The sequence below is a fragment of the Actinomycetospora sp. NBC_00405 genome, from assembly GCF_036044095.1.
GTDB classification, from domain to species: Bacteria; Actinomycetota; Actinomycetes; order Mycobacteriales; family Pseudonocardiaceae; genus Actinomycetospora; species Actinomycetospora callitridis.
In genome coordinates this window covers 714,657-730,182 of the sequence record NZ_CP107938.1, presented here as the reverse complement: position 1 = coordinate 730,182, position 15,526 = coordinate 714,657, and the positions used below count along the sequence as shown (strand labels likewise).

Sequence of the window (15,526 nt, the reverse complement as noted above, 5' to 3'; positions counted from 1 at the left end):
TGGCGATACGGACACTCAACGTCTGCGACGGACCGCCGCTGACACGAAGACCGGTGACCCTCAGCGGCGTTCGATCGGGCGCCCGGCCCAGGCGTGGGCCTCGATCGCGGCGGCGAAGACGCGGTCGAGCTGCTCGGACACGCGCTTCGGGGCCGTGCCGCCGTGCGCGTCGCGCGAGGCGATCGAACCGGCGACCGTGAGCACGGCGCGGACGTCGGGGGTCAGCGCCGGGTCGCACTCGGCCAGCTCGGCGTCGGTGAGCTCGTCGAGCCCCACGCCGCGGGCCTCGGCCGCGCGGACGCAGGCGCCCGCCGCGGCGTGGGCCCGACGGAACGGCACGCCCTGGCGCACCAGCCACTCGGCGAGGTCGGTGGCCAGCGTGAAGCCTGCCGGGGCGAGCTCGGCGAGACGGTCGGTGTGGAACGTCAGCGTCCTGATCATGCCGGCCATCGCCGGGAGGACCATCGCGAGCTGCGCCGCCGAGTCGAACAGCGGCTCCTTGTCCTCCTGCAGGTCGCGGTTGTAGGCCAGCGGCAGGGCCTTGAGCGTGGTCATCAGCCCCGCGAGGTTCCCGACGAGCCGGCCGGCCTTGCCGCGCGCGAGCTCCGCGACGTCCGGGTTCTTCTTCTGCGGCATGATCGACGACCCGGTCGACCAGGCGTCCGCGAGCGTCACGTACCCGAACTCCGCGGTCGCCCAGAGGATGACCTCCTCGGCGATCCGCGAGAGGTCCACCGCGATCTGGGCCAGCACGTAGGCGCCCTCGGCGGCGAGGTCGCGCGACGCCGTCCCGTCGATGGAGTTGTCGACGGCGTCGACGAACCCCAGGTCGTGGGCGACGGCGGCCGGGTCGAGGCCCAGCGAGGTCCCCGCCAGGGCCCCCGACCCGTAGGGCGAGTACGCCAGGCGCCGGTCGAGGTCCCGGCACCGGCCGACGTCGCGCAGCAGGGCCTGGGCGTGCGCGGCGAGGTGGTGGGCCAGTAGCACCGGCTGCGCGTGCTGCAGGTGCGTGCGCCCGGGCATCGCGGCGTCCGGGTACGCGCGGGCCTGGATGAGCAGCGCGTCGACCACGCCCGCGACGCCGCGCACCACCTCGCGCAGCTCGTCGCGCAGCCACATCCGCAGCTGGGTGGCGATCTGGTCGTTGCGGGAGCGGCCGGCGCGCAGGCGCCCGCCGACGTCCTCCCCCGCCCGTTCGATGAGACCCCGCTCGAGGGCGGTGTGCACGTCCTCGTCGTCCTCGGCGGGCAGGAACACGCCGGAGTCGACGTCGTCGGCGAGTCGGCGCAGCCCGTCGAGCATGGCCTCGAGCTGCTCGTCGGTGAGCAGCCCCGCGCCGTGCAGCACCCGGGCGTGGGCGCGGGAGCCGGCGATGTCGTAGGGCGCGAGCACCCAGTCGAACTGCGTCGACTTCGACAGCGCCGCCATCACCGCGTCCGGTCCGGACGCGAACCGCCCGCCCCAGAGGGCAGACCCTTCCGGCATCAGCCCTGATCCCCCAGATTCTGATCACGCCGTGCCGCGATCTTCGACGGAAGGCCCCAGAGCTGCACGAAACCCTTGGCCAGCGACTGGTCGAACAGGTCGCCCTCGTCGTAGGTGGCGAGGTTGAAGTCGTAGAGCGACTTCGCGCTGCGGCGCCCGGTGGGCACCGCACGACCGCCGTGCAGCGTCATCCGGACCTCGCCGGTGACGTGCTCCTGGGTGGAGTCGACGAAGGCGTCGAGGCTGCGGCGCAACGGCGAGAACCACAGGCCGTCGTAGACGAGCTCGCCCCAGCGCTGCTCGACCTGGCGCTTGAACCGCGCCTGCTCGCGCTCGACGGTGACGTTCTCGAGCTCCTGGTGGGCGGTGATCAGCGCGATCGCGCCCGGGGCCTCGTAGACCTCGCGGCTCTTGATGCCGACGAGGCGGTCCTCGACCATGTCCAGCCGCCCGATGCCCTGGGCGCCGGCGCGCCGGTTGAGCTGCTCGATGGCCTGCAGGACCGTGACCTTCTGGCCGTCGATCGTCACCGGCACGCCCGACTCGAAGCCGACGACGACCTCGTCGGCGTCACGCGGCTCGGCGGGGTTCGCGGTGTAGGAGTAGACGTCCTCGATGGGCCCGTTCCAGATGTCCTCGAGGAAGCCGGTCTCGACCGCGCGGCCCCAGACGTTCTGGTCGATCGAGTACGGCGAGCGCTTGTTGACGTCGATCGGCAGCGAGCGCTCCTCGGCCCACTGGATCGCCTTCTCGCGGGTCCAGGCGAAGTCGCGGACCGGGGCGATCACGTCGAGGTCCGGGGCGAGCGCGCCGACGCCGACCTCGAAGCGCACCTGGTCGTTGCCCTTGCCGGTGCAGCCGTGCGCGACCGTCGAGGCGCCGTGCGCGCGGGCGGCGTCGGCGAGGTGCTTGACGATCAGCGGCCGCGACAGCGCCGAGACCAGCGGGTAGCGGTCCATGTAGAGCGCGTTGGCCCGCAGTGCCGGCAGGCAGAAGCCCTCGGCGAACTCGTCGCGGGCGTCGGCGACCGCCGCCTCGACGGCCCCGCAGTCCAGGGCGCGCTTGCGGATGACCTCCAGGTCCTCGCCGCCCTGCCCGACGTCGACGGCGACCGCGACGACCTCGCGCCCGGTCTCCTCCGCGATCCAGCCGATGGCGACGGAGGTGTCGAGACCTCCGGAGTACGCCAGCACGATCCGCTCGCTCACTGCTCTCCCTCTTCCTGCTCACGCTCGATGGTCGAGGACGACCGCGCCGTCGTCCGGGTGCTCAACGTCCGCAGCAGCGCCGCGAGACCTGCCCCGTCGAGGGGCTCGCGGGCGACGACGAGCACCGTGTCGTCACCGGCGATACAGCCGACCACCTCGGCCAGGGCCGCGCGGTCCAGCGAGCTGGCCAGGTAGTGCGCGGCCCCCGGTGGGGTGCGCAGCACCGCCAGGTTGCCGGAGTGGTCGGCGGAGACCAGCAGCTCGGCGAGCAGCCGGGACAGTCTGTCGGTGCCCCCGACGACGCCGCGCACCGGGCTGCCGTCGTCGGGCACCACGTAGCGCCCGACGCCGCCGTCGGCCCCGCGCAGCTTCACCGCGCCCAGCTCGTCGAGGTCGCGCGAGAGCGTGGCCTGGGTGACCTCGACGCCCTCGGACGCGAGCAGCCCCGCGAGCTCCGCCTGGCTGTGCACCTCGCGCTCGGTGAGCAGCGCGACCACCCGGGCCTGGCGCGCCGCGCGACTCCCTATCGGCGTGCTCCTCGGGATGCCTCTCGTCTCGGTCATCGTGACCGCTCCAGCAACCACGCCAGCACCGCCTTCTGGGCGTGCAGGCGGTTCTCGGCCTCGTCCCACACCGCCGACGCGGGCCCGTCGATGACGCCCGCGGTGATCTCGTCCCCGCGATGGGCGGGCAGGCAGTGCAGGACGGTGACGCCTGCGCCCGCGCGGGCGACCGCGGCCTCGTCGAGGCGGAACGGCTCGAGCACCGCGCGGTCGCGTCCGTCGGACTCCTGGCCCATGGAGGTCCAGGTGTCGGTGACCAGCACGTCGGCGCCGTCGGCGGCACCCGGGTCGTCGGTGACGGTGACCGAGCCGCCGGTCTCGACGGCGCGCGCCCCGGCGTCCTCGACGACCGCCGCGTCGGGGGTGAAACCCGTCGGCGCGGCGATCCGGACGTGCATGCCGGCGGTGGCGCCGCCGAGCAGCAACGACTGGGCCATGTTGTTGGCGCCGTCGCCGAGGTAGGTCAGCGTGAGGCCCGCGGTGCGGCCGTGGCGCTCGACGATCGTCTGCAGGTCGGCGAGGACCTGGCACGGGTGGAAGCCGTCGGTCAGCGCGTTGACCACCGGCACCGTCGCGGCGCCGGCCATCTCCTGGATGCGCTCCTCGGTGCTCGTGCGCCACACGATCGCGTCGACGTAGCGCGAGAGCACGCGGGCGGTGTCGGCGATCGTCTCGCCGCGGCCGAACTGGGCGGCGTTCCCGTCGATCATCACGGGCGTGCCGCCGAGGGCGGCGATGCCGACCTCGAACGACACCCGCGTGCGCGTCGACGCCTTGTCGAACACCACCGCCACGGCCCGCGGACCGGCCAGCGGCGTCCGGGCGAACGGGGCGGCCTTCATCGCCGCGGCGAGCTCCAGCACCTCGGCCTGCTCGGCCGGGGTCAGGTCGTCGTCGCGCAGCAGATGGCGGACCGAAGATCCCGCCGAGGCGAGAGCACCCTCGCCGCTCCTCCGTCGCGTCGAGCCTGCTCCGCCGGCGGGTGTCCCGGGCGCGTCGGTCGTCGTCACGAGCCCGCCGCCTCCGCGGCGGCCGCACCCTGGTCGAGCACCTCGGGGAGGGCGGCGAGGAACCTGTCGAGCTGGGCGTCGGTGACCACGACCGGCGGCGCGAGCCGCACCCGCTCCGGGACGGCGTTGTTGATCAGGTAGCCGGACTCGCGCGCTGCGGCGGTGACCTGGGTGGAGATCGGGCTGCGCAGGGCGATCCCGATGAGGATGCCGACCGCGTCGACGTGGTCGACCTGGCCGTGGCCCAGACCCTCGATCCGCGTGGCGACGTCGCGCCCCAGGGCGGTGGCCCGGTCGAGCAGCCCCTCGGAGGCGATCGTGTCGAGGACGGCGAGCGCCGCGGCGCAGCACACGGGGTTGCCGCCGAAGGTCGTGCCGTGCTGGCCCGGGCCGAGGAGGTCGCCGGCCGCCCCGACCCCGATGCAGGCGCCGATCGGTAGCCCGCCGCCGAGGCCCTTGGCCAGCGTGACGACGTCCGGGACGACGTCGGTGCGCTGGTGGGCGAACCACAGGCCGGTGCGCCCGACCCCGGTCTGGACCTCGTCGAGCACGAGCAGGGCGCCACGCTCGGTGGTGATGTCGCGGGCGGCACGCAGGTAGCCGTCGGCGGGGACGATGACGCCGGCCTCGCCCTGCATCGGCTCGAGGAACACCGCCGCGGTGTCGTCGTCGACGGCCGCGCGCAGTGCCTCGACGTCGCCGTAGGGCACGAACTCCACGCCGGGCACGAGCGGCTCGAACGGCGTCCGCTTGGCGGGCTGCCCGGTCAGCGAGAGCGCGCCCATCGTCCGGCCGTGGAAGGCGTTCTCGGCGGCGATGATCTTCGGGCGGCCGGTGCGCCGGGCGATCTTGAAGGCGGTCTCGTTGGCCTCGGCGCCGGAGTTGCAGAACAGCACGCGGCCCTCGTGGCCCAGGAGCCCGAGCAGGCGCTCGGCGAGCTCGACGGTCAGCGGGTTGATGACGAGGTTCGACGTGTGGCCCAGCGTCGCGACCTGCCGGGACACGGCCTCGACCACGGCCGGGTGCGCGTGGCCGAGCAGGTTGACCGCGATGCCGCCGAGCAGGTCCAGGTACTCGGTGCCGTCGGCGTCCCACACCCGCGCGCCCTCGCCGCGCACGAGGCTGATCGGCGGGGTGCCGTAGTTGTCCATGAGCGAGGCGGCCCACCGACGGCGGAGGTCGTCACCGGCTGCAGCCGTCTCCTCGGCGATCGCCGTCATCGTCAGGCCTCCTTCCCGTCCGTCGGGACGACCATCGTCCCGACCCCTGCGCTGGTGAACACCTCGAGCAGCACCGAGTGCGCGACCCGGCCGTCGATGACGTGGGCGCGCGGCACACCGCCGCGCACGGCCCGCAGGCAGGCCTCCATCTTCGGGATCATCCCGCTGGCCAGGCTCGGCAGGAGCGTGGCGAGCTCGGTGTCGTCGATCTGCGAGCGCAGGCTCGAGCGGTCCGGCCAGTCGGTGTAGAGCCCCTCGACATCGGTGAGGACGACGAGCTTGCGCGCGCCGAGCGCCTCGGCCAGCGCGGCCGCGGCGGTGTCGGCGTTGACGTTGTGCACGACGCCGTCGACGTCCGGCGCGACCGTCGAGACCACGGGGATGCGGCCGCCGGCCACGAGGTCGAGCACCGCCGCCGGGTTGACGTCGACGACGTCGCCCACCAGCCCGACGTCGACCGCCTCGCCGTCGACGGTCGCGGTGCGCCGGGCCGCGGTGAACAGGCGGGCGTCCTCGCCCGAGAGCCCGACGGCGTAGGGGCCGTGGGCGTTGATCAGCCCGACGAGCTCGCGGCCGACCTGGCCGACCAGCACCATCCGCACCACGTCCATGGTCTCGGGCGTGGTGACGCGCAGGCCGCCGCGGAACTCGCCCTCCATGCCGAGCCGGCCGAGCATGCTCGTGATCTGCGGCCCGCCGCCATGGACGACCACGGGGCGGATGCCGGCGAGGCGCAGGAAGACCATGTCCTCGGCGAACGCCCGGCGCAGCGCGTCGTCGGTCATGGCATTGCCGCCGTACTTGACGACGACCACCGCGCCCTGGAAGCGCTGCAGCCACGGCAGCGCCTCGGCGAGCACGCCGGCCTTGGCGGCGGCCGAGTGGAGACGGTCGGGGACGTCGGCGGGGACGGGGATGGACGTCAGCGTCTGGTCGGTGTCGATGTCGGTCATGTGCTGTAGGCGCTGTTCTCCTCGACGTACGCGTGCGACAGGTCCGTGGTGAGCACGGTGGCCCGCCCGTCGCCCAGCCCGAGGTCGACGTCGACGGTGACCTCCGGGCCGGAGAGGTCGGCCTTCGAGCGGTCGCCGACGGCGGCGGCGGCCTCGCAGAGCAGCACGCCGTTGACGGTGACGCTCAGGCTCTGCGGGTCGACGTACGCCTCGCTCGCCCCGACCGCGGCGGCGATCCGGCCCCAGTTCGGGTCGGAGCCGAAGAGCGCGGTCTTGACCAGGCTGTCGCGGGCGATCGTGCGGGCGCCGAGCAGGGCGTCGCGGTCGTCGCGGGCGCCGGTCACGGTGACGGCGATCCGCTTGGTGACGCCCTCGGCGTCGGCCTGCAGCCCCTTCGCGAGCTCGTCACAGACCTCGGTGAGCACCTCGGTGAAGGCTGCGGCGTCGGCCTCGATCCCGGACGACCCGGAGGCGAGCAGCAGGACGGTGTCGTTGGTGCTGGTGGCGCCGTCGATGTCGAGGCGGTCGAACGTCGTCGACGCCGCGGCGCGCAGGGCGGCGTCGGCGGTGGCGGCGTCCACGATGGCGTCGGTGGTGACGACGACGAGCATCGTCGCGAGGCTCGGCGCCATCATCCCGGCGCCCTTGGCGAAGCCGCCGACCGTCCAGCCGTGGCGGGTGCGGGCGGCCTGCTTGTCGACGGTGTCGGTGGTCAGCACGGCGGTGGCGGCGGCGGTGCCGGCCTCCTCGCCGTCAGCGAGTTCCGCCGCGGCGGCGTCGACACCGGCGAGGAGCTTCTCGATCGGCAGGCGCTCGCCGATGAGGCCCGTCGAGCAGACGGCGACCTCGATCGCCCCGCAGCCCAGGACGTCGGCCACCTTCTCGGCGGTGCGGTGGGTGTCGCCGAACCCGTCGGGCCCCGTGCAGGCGTTGGCGCCGCCGGCGTTGAGGACGACGGCGCGCAGGTCGTGCTCGACGAGTACCTGCTGCGACCACAGCACGGGCGCGGCCTTGACCTGGTTGCGGGTGAAGACCCCGGCGGCGACCTGCGTCGGACCGTCGTTGACCACCAGCGCGAGGTCGGGGCGCTCACCGTGGGCCCGCAGGCCTGCGCGGACGCCGGCGGCCCGGAATCCCTGGGCGGCGGTGACGCTCACGGGCTCACTCCTGTCGTCGGGAGCCCGAGGGTCTCGTCGAGCCCCAGGGCGAGGTTGACCGACTGGAACGCGCCGCCGGCGGTGCCCTTGGTGAGGTTGTCGATGACGGCGGTGACGACGAGGCGCCCGGCGTCGGGGTCGACGGCGACCTGGATCTGCACGGCGTTCGACCCGACGACCGACTTGGTCGCGGGCTGGACGCCGGCCGGCAGCAGGTGCACGAACGGCTCGGCGGCGTAGGCCTTGGCGTAGACCTCGCGGGCCTGGTCCTCGGTGACGGCGTCGTCGGCCAGGGGCGCGCTCGCGACGGCGAGGATGCCGCGCGGCATCGGGGCGAGGACGGGGGTGAACGACACCCGCACCGGCTCCGGGCTGACCGTCGCGAGGTTCTGGACGATCTCCGGGGTGTGCCGGTGCCCGCCGCCGACGCCGTACGCGGTGGCCGAGCCCATGACCTCGGAGCCGAGCAGGTGGGGCTTGGCGGCCCGGCCCGCGCCCGAGGTGCCGGAGAAGGCGACGATGCTGATGTCCGGCCGGACCAGGCCGCCGGCGACCGCGGGGAAGGACGCCAGGGTGCTCGCCGTCGGGTAGCAGCCGGGGACGGCGATGCGACGGCTGCCACGCAGCGCCTCGCGCGCGCCGGGCAGCTCGGGCAGGCCGTAGGGCCAGGCCCCGGCGTGCTCGCCGCCGTACCAGCGCTGCCAGGCGGCCGGGTCGGTCAGCCGGTGGTCGGCGCCGCAGTCGACGATGAGCACGTCAGCGCCGCCGCCCGCCCGCCCGAGCTGGGCGGCCAGCTCGGCGGAGCGCCCGTGCGGCAGGGCGAGGAAGACGACGTCGTGCCCGGCGAGCTGCTCGGGCGTGGACTCGGCGATCGTCCGGTCGGCGAGGGTGGGCAGGTGGGGCTGGTGGCCGCCGAGCGCGGTGCCCGCGGACTCCCCCGCCGTCACCGCCCCGATCTCGACCTCGGGGTGGCCCAGGGCGAGCCGCAGCACCTCACCCCCGACGTATCCACTGGCTCCGGCCACGGCGACGCGCATACGCATCACTATGCATGCTCACGGAAATCCATGCAACGAGGGGGTCAGCGACGGCGCCGCCCGGGACGCCAGGTGAAAGTGATCGTCTCGTCCGGGGCGAGATCGCGCCAGCGTTCCCGCAGGGTGCGCAGCTCCTGGACCGCGACCGAGGCCTGCGCCGCCGTGAACGGGCTCGGTCCGGTCCCGGTGATCCCCCACGCCCGGTCCAGCGCCGCCTTCGTCGACGGACCGTCGCTGTCGAGGCTCTGCTGGAGGACGCCGACGACGGTCTCGGCGAGCCGCAGCTCCGCCGCGTTCTCCCGCCGGACGGCGTCGGAGCGCTGCCGGCGGTCGTGACGCAGCCGGCCGGACACGACCTCGACGCTGTCGAACAGCGCGCCCGCCTGCAGGGAGCCCCAGAGCCCGCGGGTCAGGCCCAGCGCGCGCTCGCCGATGAGGTGGACCGCGTCGTGCGGGACCTCGCCCGTGCGGTCGTAGGAGCGCAGCCGCAGCCGCACCCCGTCCTCCCGGTCGATGAGCGCGAGCGACCCGCCGTCGGGGCGCTTCGAGAACGCGACGTCCACGGCCCCATGCCACCACCGACCGGTCGGGGCGCGCAGGCGATTTCCTCCGCGGTTACTGGCTGGTATCGCTCGCTGAGCGACACCAGCCAGTAACGGTCTCAGTTGCGGCGGCTGTGGTCGGCGCTCAGGGAGTGGCGGGGCCTGCTCGTCGACGGGTACGGCGCGCGGGGCCCGGCCGCCGGCTCGTCGCGGGCGGCCGTCGGGAACGACGGGTGCGGCTCGCGGAACGACCCGGACGGGCTCGGGTCGCCCGGTGGCTTCTCGGAGGGGGGCTCCCCGAACGACAGCGACGGGGTGGGCTCGCGGAAGGTGGGAAGCGGGTAGCGGTCGGCAGGGTTCCCCTCGACCGTGCGCTGCTCGGCGAACGGGAGCGACGGGTGCGGCTCCTGCACGGCGGGGACGTCGCCCGACTGCATGGCGGCCATCTGCAGGGCCGGGATGCCCTGGGAGTCGGTGGGGCTCCCGAGCGGCTCGGCCGGGACCGGGCGGACGACGGGGCGCGACCCGGTCGCGGTGGGGTCGGCGCCCCACGTCGGGGTGCCGCCGGTGACCGGGAGGACGGGCAGCTCGCCGGTCTCGCCGGTCGCGTCCTCCTCGACGCGCGGGGCGACCGTCGGCGGTGCGTCGGCGTCGGGCACGGGGGCGGCGTCGCGGCGGCCCACGGCCACGAGGTCCCGGCCGAGCAGCCCGGACACGAGCCAGTCCAGGGCGATGCGCACGGTGCGGTCGGCGGTCGGCATCGCCCACAGGTGGTAGGCGCGGTGGAGCACGAACGCGGGCCACCCGGTCATGCGCAGCGGCCCGATCTGCGCGGCGCCGCGGCGGCGCCCCAGCCCGGCGACCGCGCCGGCGTTCTTGTGGCGGTAGCCGCGCAGCAGGCGCCCGGAGAGGAACGCGTCGACGTTGCGCGCGAGCAGCCGGGCCTGACGGACGGCGTGCTGGGCGGTCGGCGCGGTGGTGGCCGGCTCGCCGGTGCGGGTGGTCCGGACGGTCACGTCCGGCACCGCGGCGCAGTCGCCGGCGGTGAACACGTGGGCGCGGTCGCGCACCTGCAGCGTCGTCGCGCAGCGCACGCGGCCCCGCGCGTCGAGGGGAAGGTCGGTGCGCTCGAGCAGCGGATTGGGCACCGAGCCCGCCGCGACGACGATCGTGTCGGTGGCGAACGTCGTCCCGCCGGCGAGCACGACCTGGCCGCCCTCGACGGAGCTGATCTTGGCGCCGACCCGCACCTCGATGCCGCGGCGCAGGAGCTGGGCGTGCACGCGGGCGGCGAGCGCCGGGCTGACCTCGGGCATGATCCGGCCGGCGGCCTCGAGCACCACCCAGCGGACCTCCTCGCCGATGTAGGCGGGCTGGTGGCGGGCGGCGCGCCGGGTCATGTCCTCGAGCTCGCCGAGCACCTCGAGGCCGGCGAAGCCGCCGCCGATGACCGTGAAGGTGAGCAGGCGGCGGCGCTCGGCGAGGTCGGTCGTCGACGCGGCGGCGTCGAGGCGGGACAGGACGTGCTCGCGCAGGGCGAGGGCGTCGGTCACCGAGCGGAACGGCAACGCGCGGTCGTCGAGACCGGGGATCGGCAGGCGGCGCGGGGCCGTGCCGGGCGAGACCACGAGGACGTCGTAGGTGAGCTCGCGGGTGCCGCCGTCGGGCAGGCTGACCACCACGCGGCGGCTGGAGTCGTCGACCGCGGCGACCGACCCGGTGATCACGTCGCAGCGTCGCAGGACCCGGCGCAGGGGCACCGTGAGGTGGCGCGGCTCGATCGCGCCGGCCGCCGCCTCGGGCAGGAACGGCTGGTAGGTCATGTGCGCTTGCGGGTCGATGACCGTGATGCCGGCGATGCCGGAGCCCGCCTCGCCCGCGCCGAGGTGGCGCCCACCGCGCGTGCCGCCGGGCAGTCGCGCCTGCAGCGCCCGCGCCGCCACCAGACCCGCGTAACCGCCGCCGACGACGACCACGCGCGCCCCCTCGGCGCCGTCACCCGTGCGCGCACCGCGCAGCCGGACGAGGAAGACCACCGCGACGACGCACAGGAAGCCGCCGAGCGCGGCCGCGCCCCACGCCGGCAGCGCGCCGAACGCCCACAAGAGCGCCACGACCACCGGCCCGATGACGAGCAGCGACCCGCGCCCGACCACGGAGTCCGCGGTGGCCCACCGGCCACCCGTGTCCGGGGACGGGTCGAGCTGGTGCGGCTCGTCGGGCGCGCTGGACATGCGTGGATCTCCTCGCGATCGGGGTCGAGGCGGTCGGCCCGGGCGATGGGGGAGCCCCCGGGGTCACGACTCGGTCACGCTACGAAGCTCGATCATGTCCGGGGCGCCACCTGAGAACGCGACGCGCCGCGACCCGTCCATCCACCCGTGCCGCGCGGTCACCGGTCGGGTGATCCTCCGATCGGGGGAGCAGAGGCCCTCATGGCTCTCAGGAACGGCGACGAGCGGTCCTCACGGGAGCCGAGCGTGCGTCCGGGCGACGGCCGTGTCGGACGGCGTGGACGTCTCCCGGAACCGCGTGACCTCCAGCCGCCCCCGGGGCTCCGCCCACGTCCCGACGATCCGGCCCCGGTGGACGACGGTCGACCGGAACACCCCGTTGCCGCCCGGGACGATGCGGTCGCGCTCGGCGGCGTCGAGGACGTCGTCGCGGCCCCGGTAGCCCAGCACGAACTCGTCGAAGCCCGGCAGCAGGTGCACCCCGGCGGCCTCGCGACGGTGCGCGGCGAGGAGGTCGGGCACGGCGGGGTCCAGCAGGTACTCGACGCCGTCGACGTCCATCGCGGCGAGGTCGGGCCGCGCGAGGGCGACCCCGGTGCGGGCGTCGGCCGCGGGCAGGCTGGTCCAGAGCGCGAACTCGGCGGCGGGGACGGGCCCGTGCGAGCGGAAGTAGCGGCGCGCCCACTCCCCCAGCGCCTCGTCGCGGTCGAGGGTGCGGGGCGCCGGGATCCAACGGGCGACCTCGACGATCACCGGCTCGGTGCGGTCACACATCTGGCCGTCGCGCATCGGGCCGAAGCACAGCACGCCGGTCTGGGCGAGCTCGGCGAGCAGGTGGTAGCCGCGGCCCTTCACCGGCTCGAGCCCCGCCTCCTCCCAGACGGCGAAGAGCTCCGCGCGGGTGGCGGGCACGGCGGGGAGGGCCAGCTCGCGGGCCCGGTCGATATCGGCGTCGGTGAGGCCCAGCTCGACGCGTCGCCGGGCGGCCTGGGCGCGGGACCGCGGCGTGCCGAGCGGCAGCATCCAGCCGAGGTCCTCGGCCGGGACGAGGTGCAACGTCCCGCGCATCGGCCAGCTGCGGACGACCTCGCCGGCGTCGCAGGCGGCGACGACCGCCGCCCGCGACCGGCTCGCCGTCCGGAGCGCCACGGATCGCAGCGCACCGGGGAGGTCCTGGGCCTGGACGGCGCCGAGGTGGCGGACGACGTCGGCGACGTCGTCCGCCCGCGGCCCGACGACGCGTTGGGCGACCAGCCGCAGCAGCCCGATCTCGGAGGCGCCCCGGGTGCTCACACCCCGAGATGCTGCCGGAACCACGCGACGGTGGCGGCGTCGGCCTCCGCGGCGTGCGCGGTCTGCGGCGCCGGCTCGAGCCCCGGCTCCTCGGCGAGCGCGTGCCCCATGCCCTCGATCACGACGACGTCGGCGGGACCGGCGGCGCCGGCCGCGAGGTCCCGGGCGGGCCCGAGGAACGCGGACGCGTCGTCCTCGGACCCCACGACCAGCCGCACCGGCGTCTCCCCCAGCTCGGCGACCCGGGCGACGTAGTCCATCCGCGCGGCGACGGCGTCCGACTCGGGCGACCACCGGTAGTCCACGCCGAAGAGCTCTCCGAGGATCGCGACCACCGGGCGGAGCCTCACCAGCGGGCTCAGCGCCACCAGCGCCGCCACGTCGTCCCGCCGCGTCGCCACCTCCAACGCGACGCCCGCGCCGGCCGAGCCGCCGAAGAGCCCGAGCGGCCCCGTGGCGCCGAACCGCGCGCGCAACGCCTCCAGGGCCGCGTCGAACTCGTCGGCGGCCTGGGCGTTGACCGGCCCGTGCATGAGCATGACCGCGTCCTCGTACCCGCGGCCCATGAGCTCGTCCATCCCGCCCGCGGGCAGCCGGGCCCCCATCATCGGCAGGCCCAGGTAGACCCGCCAGGCGTCGAGCCCGGCCAGCGGCAGCGCCGCGGCGAACGCGGCCTCGCTGCGCGGCGCGTCCATGAGGTGCCAGCCGACGAGCACCGGCACGTCGGGACGCGGCCCGTTCTCCGGCGGCACGACGACGAACGGCACACCTGCGGCGGTCCCGACCTCGGCAGAGCTGGTGATCACGGCGCTTCCCTCCGTCGAACTGTACGGCGTCCAGTCTACTGGACGGTGTACAGTTCGTCCATGCCCAGGACCCCGGGTCAGCGTGCCGGACTCACGTACGACGCCGTGCTCGTCGCGGCGCGCGATGTGTTCGCCGAGCGCGGACGGGCCGGTCTCTCGATGCGCGCGGTGGCCGCGCACCTGGGCGTCGCCCCCAACGCGCTCTACAGCCACGTCGCGGACAAGACCGCGCTCGTCGACGCCCTGCTCGACGACGTGCTCGGCGCCCTCGCTCCCCCGCCGGCCGACGCGGATCCCGTGGCCGGCCTCCGCGACGTCATGCTCGCGACGTTCGACCTGCTCGTTGCCCGACCCGGCCTCGTGCCCGCCTACCTGGAGCGCCAGGGCGCGCGCGGGCCGCGTGCCCGGGCGCTGGGCGAGGCGATGACCGTGCTGCTCGCGCGGCTCGGCGTCGGCGAGGACGCGGCCGGGCGCGTGGTGCGCGCGCTGATCGTCCACACCCTCGGCTACGCGGCCCTGGCCACCGCCGACGACGCGACGCTGAGCCCCGCTCAGCTCCGCGCCGACCTCGGGGTCACGCTCGACTGGCTGCTGCTCGGCGCTGCGGGCTCGTGAGGGCCGGCCCGGGCCCGGGCACGGGTGTCCGCTCCCGGGCGCGGAGCACGGCGGCGACGATCAGCACGACCAGGGACAGCACCGGCAAGGGCCCGGCGACCACGACGCCCAGGACCGTCTCGACGATCGGGGCGAGGACCGCGAGGGCGAACAGCCACGCCGGCCCCGAACCCGGGCGCCGGACGGTCGCGGCACGACGCGTCCTCCCTCCCGGCTTCGCGACCGAGAGCCAGACCTGCACGGCGAAGGCGCTCGCCATGAGCGTGGCCGCAGCGCCGAGCCCGGCGACGCCGGCGGAACCCCCGCTCGTCACGGTGGTGACCGCCGCGTCCATGCGCGGCGACAGGATGCCGATGCCGAGGTAGAGCTGACCGGTCGTGAGCACCAGCTTGATCGCCACCCAGCGGTGCAGCCAGAAGCCCCAGCTCGTCGTGGCCGCCAGGAGCAGCCCCGTCGCCGTCGCGATGTTCGCGGAGTACACGAGCAGCGTGGCGTCCAGGAGCTCGGCCGACGTCGCCGCGCCGACCCGGACGGGAGCCGACGCCGGCCCGATGGCCGTGAACAGCAGGACGGCCAGCGCCGCGGCCTGACTCATCCAGCTCACCGACGACGCCACGTGCAGCCACACGAGCAGCTGCCGCCACGTTCGAGCCGACATCGTCGCCCTCCTGTCTACCAACTGGAAGACAGGATGCCGAGGCGTCCGCTCGCTTGTCAACCAGGTGGTAGACAGGCGCGCGTCGGGTGCGTGGCCCTCTCGGCGTGCTCCCCTGATTCGGACGTCCAACGTCTGCGGCGCCACGCCGCTGACGTCCGCGCGCCGCCGTTCAGACGCTGAGCAGGGAGACCAGCTGCTCGACGCCGGCGGCGGCGAGGCCGTCCGGCAGGGGCGCGCGGGTCTGGGCGCCGAGGCAGAACTCCATGAGCAGGCCAGCAGTGGCGTCGGGATCGAGGTCGGCGCGGAGCTCGCCCGCCACCTGCCCCCGCGCCACGAGCGCGACGAGATAGCCCCGCCACCGGTCCATGTATCGCCCGAGGGAGGTGACGACCTCGTCCGCGTCGCCGTGGCGCAGGAGCTCCAGCATGGCCGCCGTGCGCGCGTCGTCGCCGTAGCCCGCGACCACGCCGTGCAGGACCCCGCGCAGCTCGTCGAGGGCCGTCGTCGCAGTCGAGCGCTCGACCAGCGGGACGGCGATGCCCTCGTAGATCAGGCCGTGGAGCACCGCGGCGACGAGGTCGGCCTTCGTCGGGAAGTAGTAGTGCAGGGTCGCGTGGCTGACGCCGACCTCGCGCGCCACCGCCCGCACGCGCAGCGCCGGGAGGCCGTCGCGGGCGATCGTCGCCGTCGCCACCCGCACGATCTCCGCGCGGTGGTCGCCGCCCCCGGTCGCCGCCATGGCCGC

15 protein-coding genes are annotated in these 15,526 nt (G+C 75.2%); 1 reads left to right on the top strand and 14 read right to left on the bottom strand.

All coding sequences use genetic code 11. The annotated features are described in order from the left end of the window. Positions 1-60 precede the first annotated feature (60 nt). From argH to OG774_RS03565, 12 genes are all read right to left on the bottom strand, one after another. Positions 61-1,485 (bottom strand): argininosuccinate lyase, encoded by a 1,425-nt coding sequence (argH, locus tag OG774_RS03620; protein ID WP_328306758.1) that lies wholly within the window; start codon positions 1,483-1,485, stop codon positions 61-63. Further along, positions 1,485-2,693 (bottom strand): argininosuccinate synthase, encoded by a 1,209-nt coding sequence (locus tag OG774_RS03615; RefSeq protein ID WP_328306756.1) that lies wholly within the window; start codon positions 2,691-2,693, stop codon positions 1,485-1,487. The genes argH and OG774_RS03615 overlap by 1 nt, the downstream gene beginning before the upstream one ends. After that, positions 2,690-3,256, bottom strand: a complete 567-nt coding sequence (locus OG774_RS03610; RefSeq protein ID WP_328306754.1) for an arginine repressor — start codon at positions 3,254-3,256, stop codon at positions 2,690-2,692. The genes OG774_RS03615 and OG774_RS03610 overlap by 4 nt, the downstream gene beginning before the upstream one ends. After that, positions 3,253-4,161: an ornithine carbamoyltransferase gene (gene argF, locus OG774_RS03605; protein ID WP_328310755.1), complete on the bottom strand. Its 909-nt coding sequence runs from the start codon at positions 4,159-4,161 to the stop codon at positions 3,253-3,255. Before argF ends, OG774_RS03610 begins: the two co-directional genes overlap by 4 nt. A gap of 101 nt (positions 4,162-4,262) precedes the next feature. Beyond that, positions 4,263-5,486 (bottom strand): acetylornithine transaminase, encoded by a 1,224-nt coding sequence (locus tag OG774_RS03600; protein ID WP_328306753.1) that lies wholly within the window; start codon positions 5,484-5,486, stop codon positions 4,263-4,265. Positions 5,487-5,488: 2 nt separating this feature from the next. Further along, a complete protein-coding gene (gene argB, locus OG774_RS03595) occupies positions 5,489-6,439 on the bottom strand; it encodes an acetylglutamate kinase (protein ID WP_274198238.1) in 951 nt (316 codons plus the stop codon). Continuing rightward, positions 6,436-7,596 (bottom strand): bifunctional glutamate N-acetyltransferase/amino-acid acetyltransferase ArgJ, encoded by a 1,161-nt coding sequence (gene argJ / locus OG774_RS03590; RefSeq protein ID WP_328306749.1) that lies wholly within the window; start codon positions 7,594-7,596, stop codon positions 6,436-6,438. Before argJ ends, argB begins: the two co-directional genes overlap by 4 nt. After that, positions 7,593-8,639 carry an N-acetyl-gamma-glutamyl-phosphate reductase gene (gene argC / locus OG774_RS03585; RefSeq protein WP_328306747.1) on the bottom strand — a complete coding sequence of 349 codons (1,047 nt, stop codon included), beginning with the start codon at positions 8,637-8,639 and terminating at the stop codon, positions 7,593-7,595. Before argC ends, argJ begins: the two co-directional genes overlap by 4 nt. Positions 8,640-8,677: 38 nt before the next feature. Then, positions 8,678-9,196 (bottom strand): hypothetical protein, encoded by a 519-nt coding sequence (locus OG774_RS03580; RefSeq protein WP_328306745.1) that lies wholly within the window; start codon positions 9,194-9,196, stop codon positions 8,678-8,680. A 98-nt stretch (positions 9,197-9,294) separates the two neighbouring features. After that, positions 9,295-11,409, bottom strand: coding sequence for an NAD(P)/FAD-dependent oxidoreductase (locus OG774_RS03575; protein ID WP_328306743.1), 2,115 nt, complete (start codon positions 11,407-11,409; stop codon positions 9,295-9,297). 231 nt (positions 11,410-11,640) lie between these two features. Continuing rightward, positions 11,641-12,702: a winged helix DNA-binding domain-containing protein gene (locus OG774_RS03570; RefSeq protein WP_328306741.1), complete on the bottom strand. Its 1,062-nt coding sequence runs from the start codon at positions 12,700-12,702 to the stop codon at positions 11,641-11,643. Then, entirely contained in the window at positions 12,699-13,508 is an 810-nt protein-coding gene (locus tag OG774_RS03565) for an alpha/beta hydrolase (RefSeq protein ID WP_328306739.1), read from the bottom strand. Before OG774_RS03565 ends, OG774_RS03570 begins: the two co-directional genes overlap by 4 nt. 60 nt (positions 13,509-13,568) lie before the next feature. Here OG774_RS03565 and OG774_RS03560 point away from each other — a divergent pair, with 60 nt between their 5' ends. After that, positions 13,569-14,123, top strand: a complete 555-nt coding sequence (locus OG774_RS03560) for a TetR/AcrR family transcriptional regulator (protein ID WP_328306737.1) — start codon at positions 13,569-13,571, stop codon at positions 14,121-14,123. Here OG774_RS03560 and OG774_RS03555 read toward each other — a convergent pair. Further along, a complete protein-coding gene (locus tag OG774_RS03555) occupies positions 14,083-14,781 on the bottom strand; it encodes a hypothetical protein (RefSeq protein ID WP_328306735.1) in 699 nt (232 codons plus the stop codon). The two genes, OG774_RS03560 and OG774_RS03555, sit on opposite strands and share 41 nt — an antisense overlap. A 169-nt stretch (positions 14,782-14,950) precedes the next feature. After that, positions 14,951-15,520, bottom strand: a complete 570-nt coding sequence (locus OG774_RS03550; RefSeq protein WP_328306733.1) for a TetR/AcrR family transcriptional regulator — start codon at positions 15,518-15,520, stop codon at positions 14,951-14,953. Positions 15,521-15,526: the final 6 nt, after the last annotated feature.

What these genes read in the sequence shown, in the direction of transcription:
- argH (WP_328306758.1), bottom strand. Translation starts at nt 1,485, where the DNA reads ATGCCGGAAGGGTCTGCCCTCTGGGGCGGGCGGTTCGCGTCCGGACCG.
- OG774_RS03610 (WP_328306754.1), bottom strand. Translation starts at nt 3,256, where the DNA reads ATGACCGAGACGAGAGGCATCCCGAGGAGCACGCCGATAGGGAGTCGC.
- OG774_RS03600 (WP_328306753.1), bottom strand. Translation starts at nt 5,486, where the DNA reads ATGACGGCGATCGCCGAGGAGACGGCTGCAGCCGGTGACGACCTCCGC.
- argB (WP_274198238.1), bottom strand. Translation starts at nt 6,439, where the DNA reads ATGACCGACATCGACACCGACCAGACGCTGACGTCCATCCCCGTCCCC.
- argC (WP_328306747.1), bottom strand. Translation starts at nt 8,639, where the DNA reads ATGCGTATGCGCGTCGCCGTGGCCGGAGCCAGTGGATACGTCGGGGGT.
- OG774_RS03575 (WP_328306743.1), bottom strand. Translation starts at nt 11,409, where the DNA reads ATGTCCAGCGCGCCCGACGAGCCGCACCAGCTCGACCCGTCCCCGGAC.
- OG774_RS03560 (WP_328306737.1), top strand. Translation starts at nt 13,569, where the DNA reads ATGCCCAGGACCCCGGGTCAGCGTGCCGGACTCACGTACGACGCCGTG.
- OG774_RS03555 (WP_328306735.1), bottom strand. Translation starts at nt 14,781, where the DNA reads ATGTCGGCTCGAACGTGGCGGCAGCTGCTCGTGTGGCTGCACGTGGCG.
- OG774_RS03550 (WP_328306733.1), bottom strand. Translation starts at nt 15,520, where the DNA reads ATGGCGGCGACCGGGGGCGGCGACCACCGCGCGGAGATCGTGCGGGTG.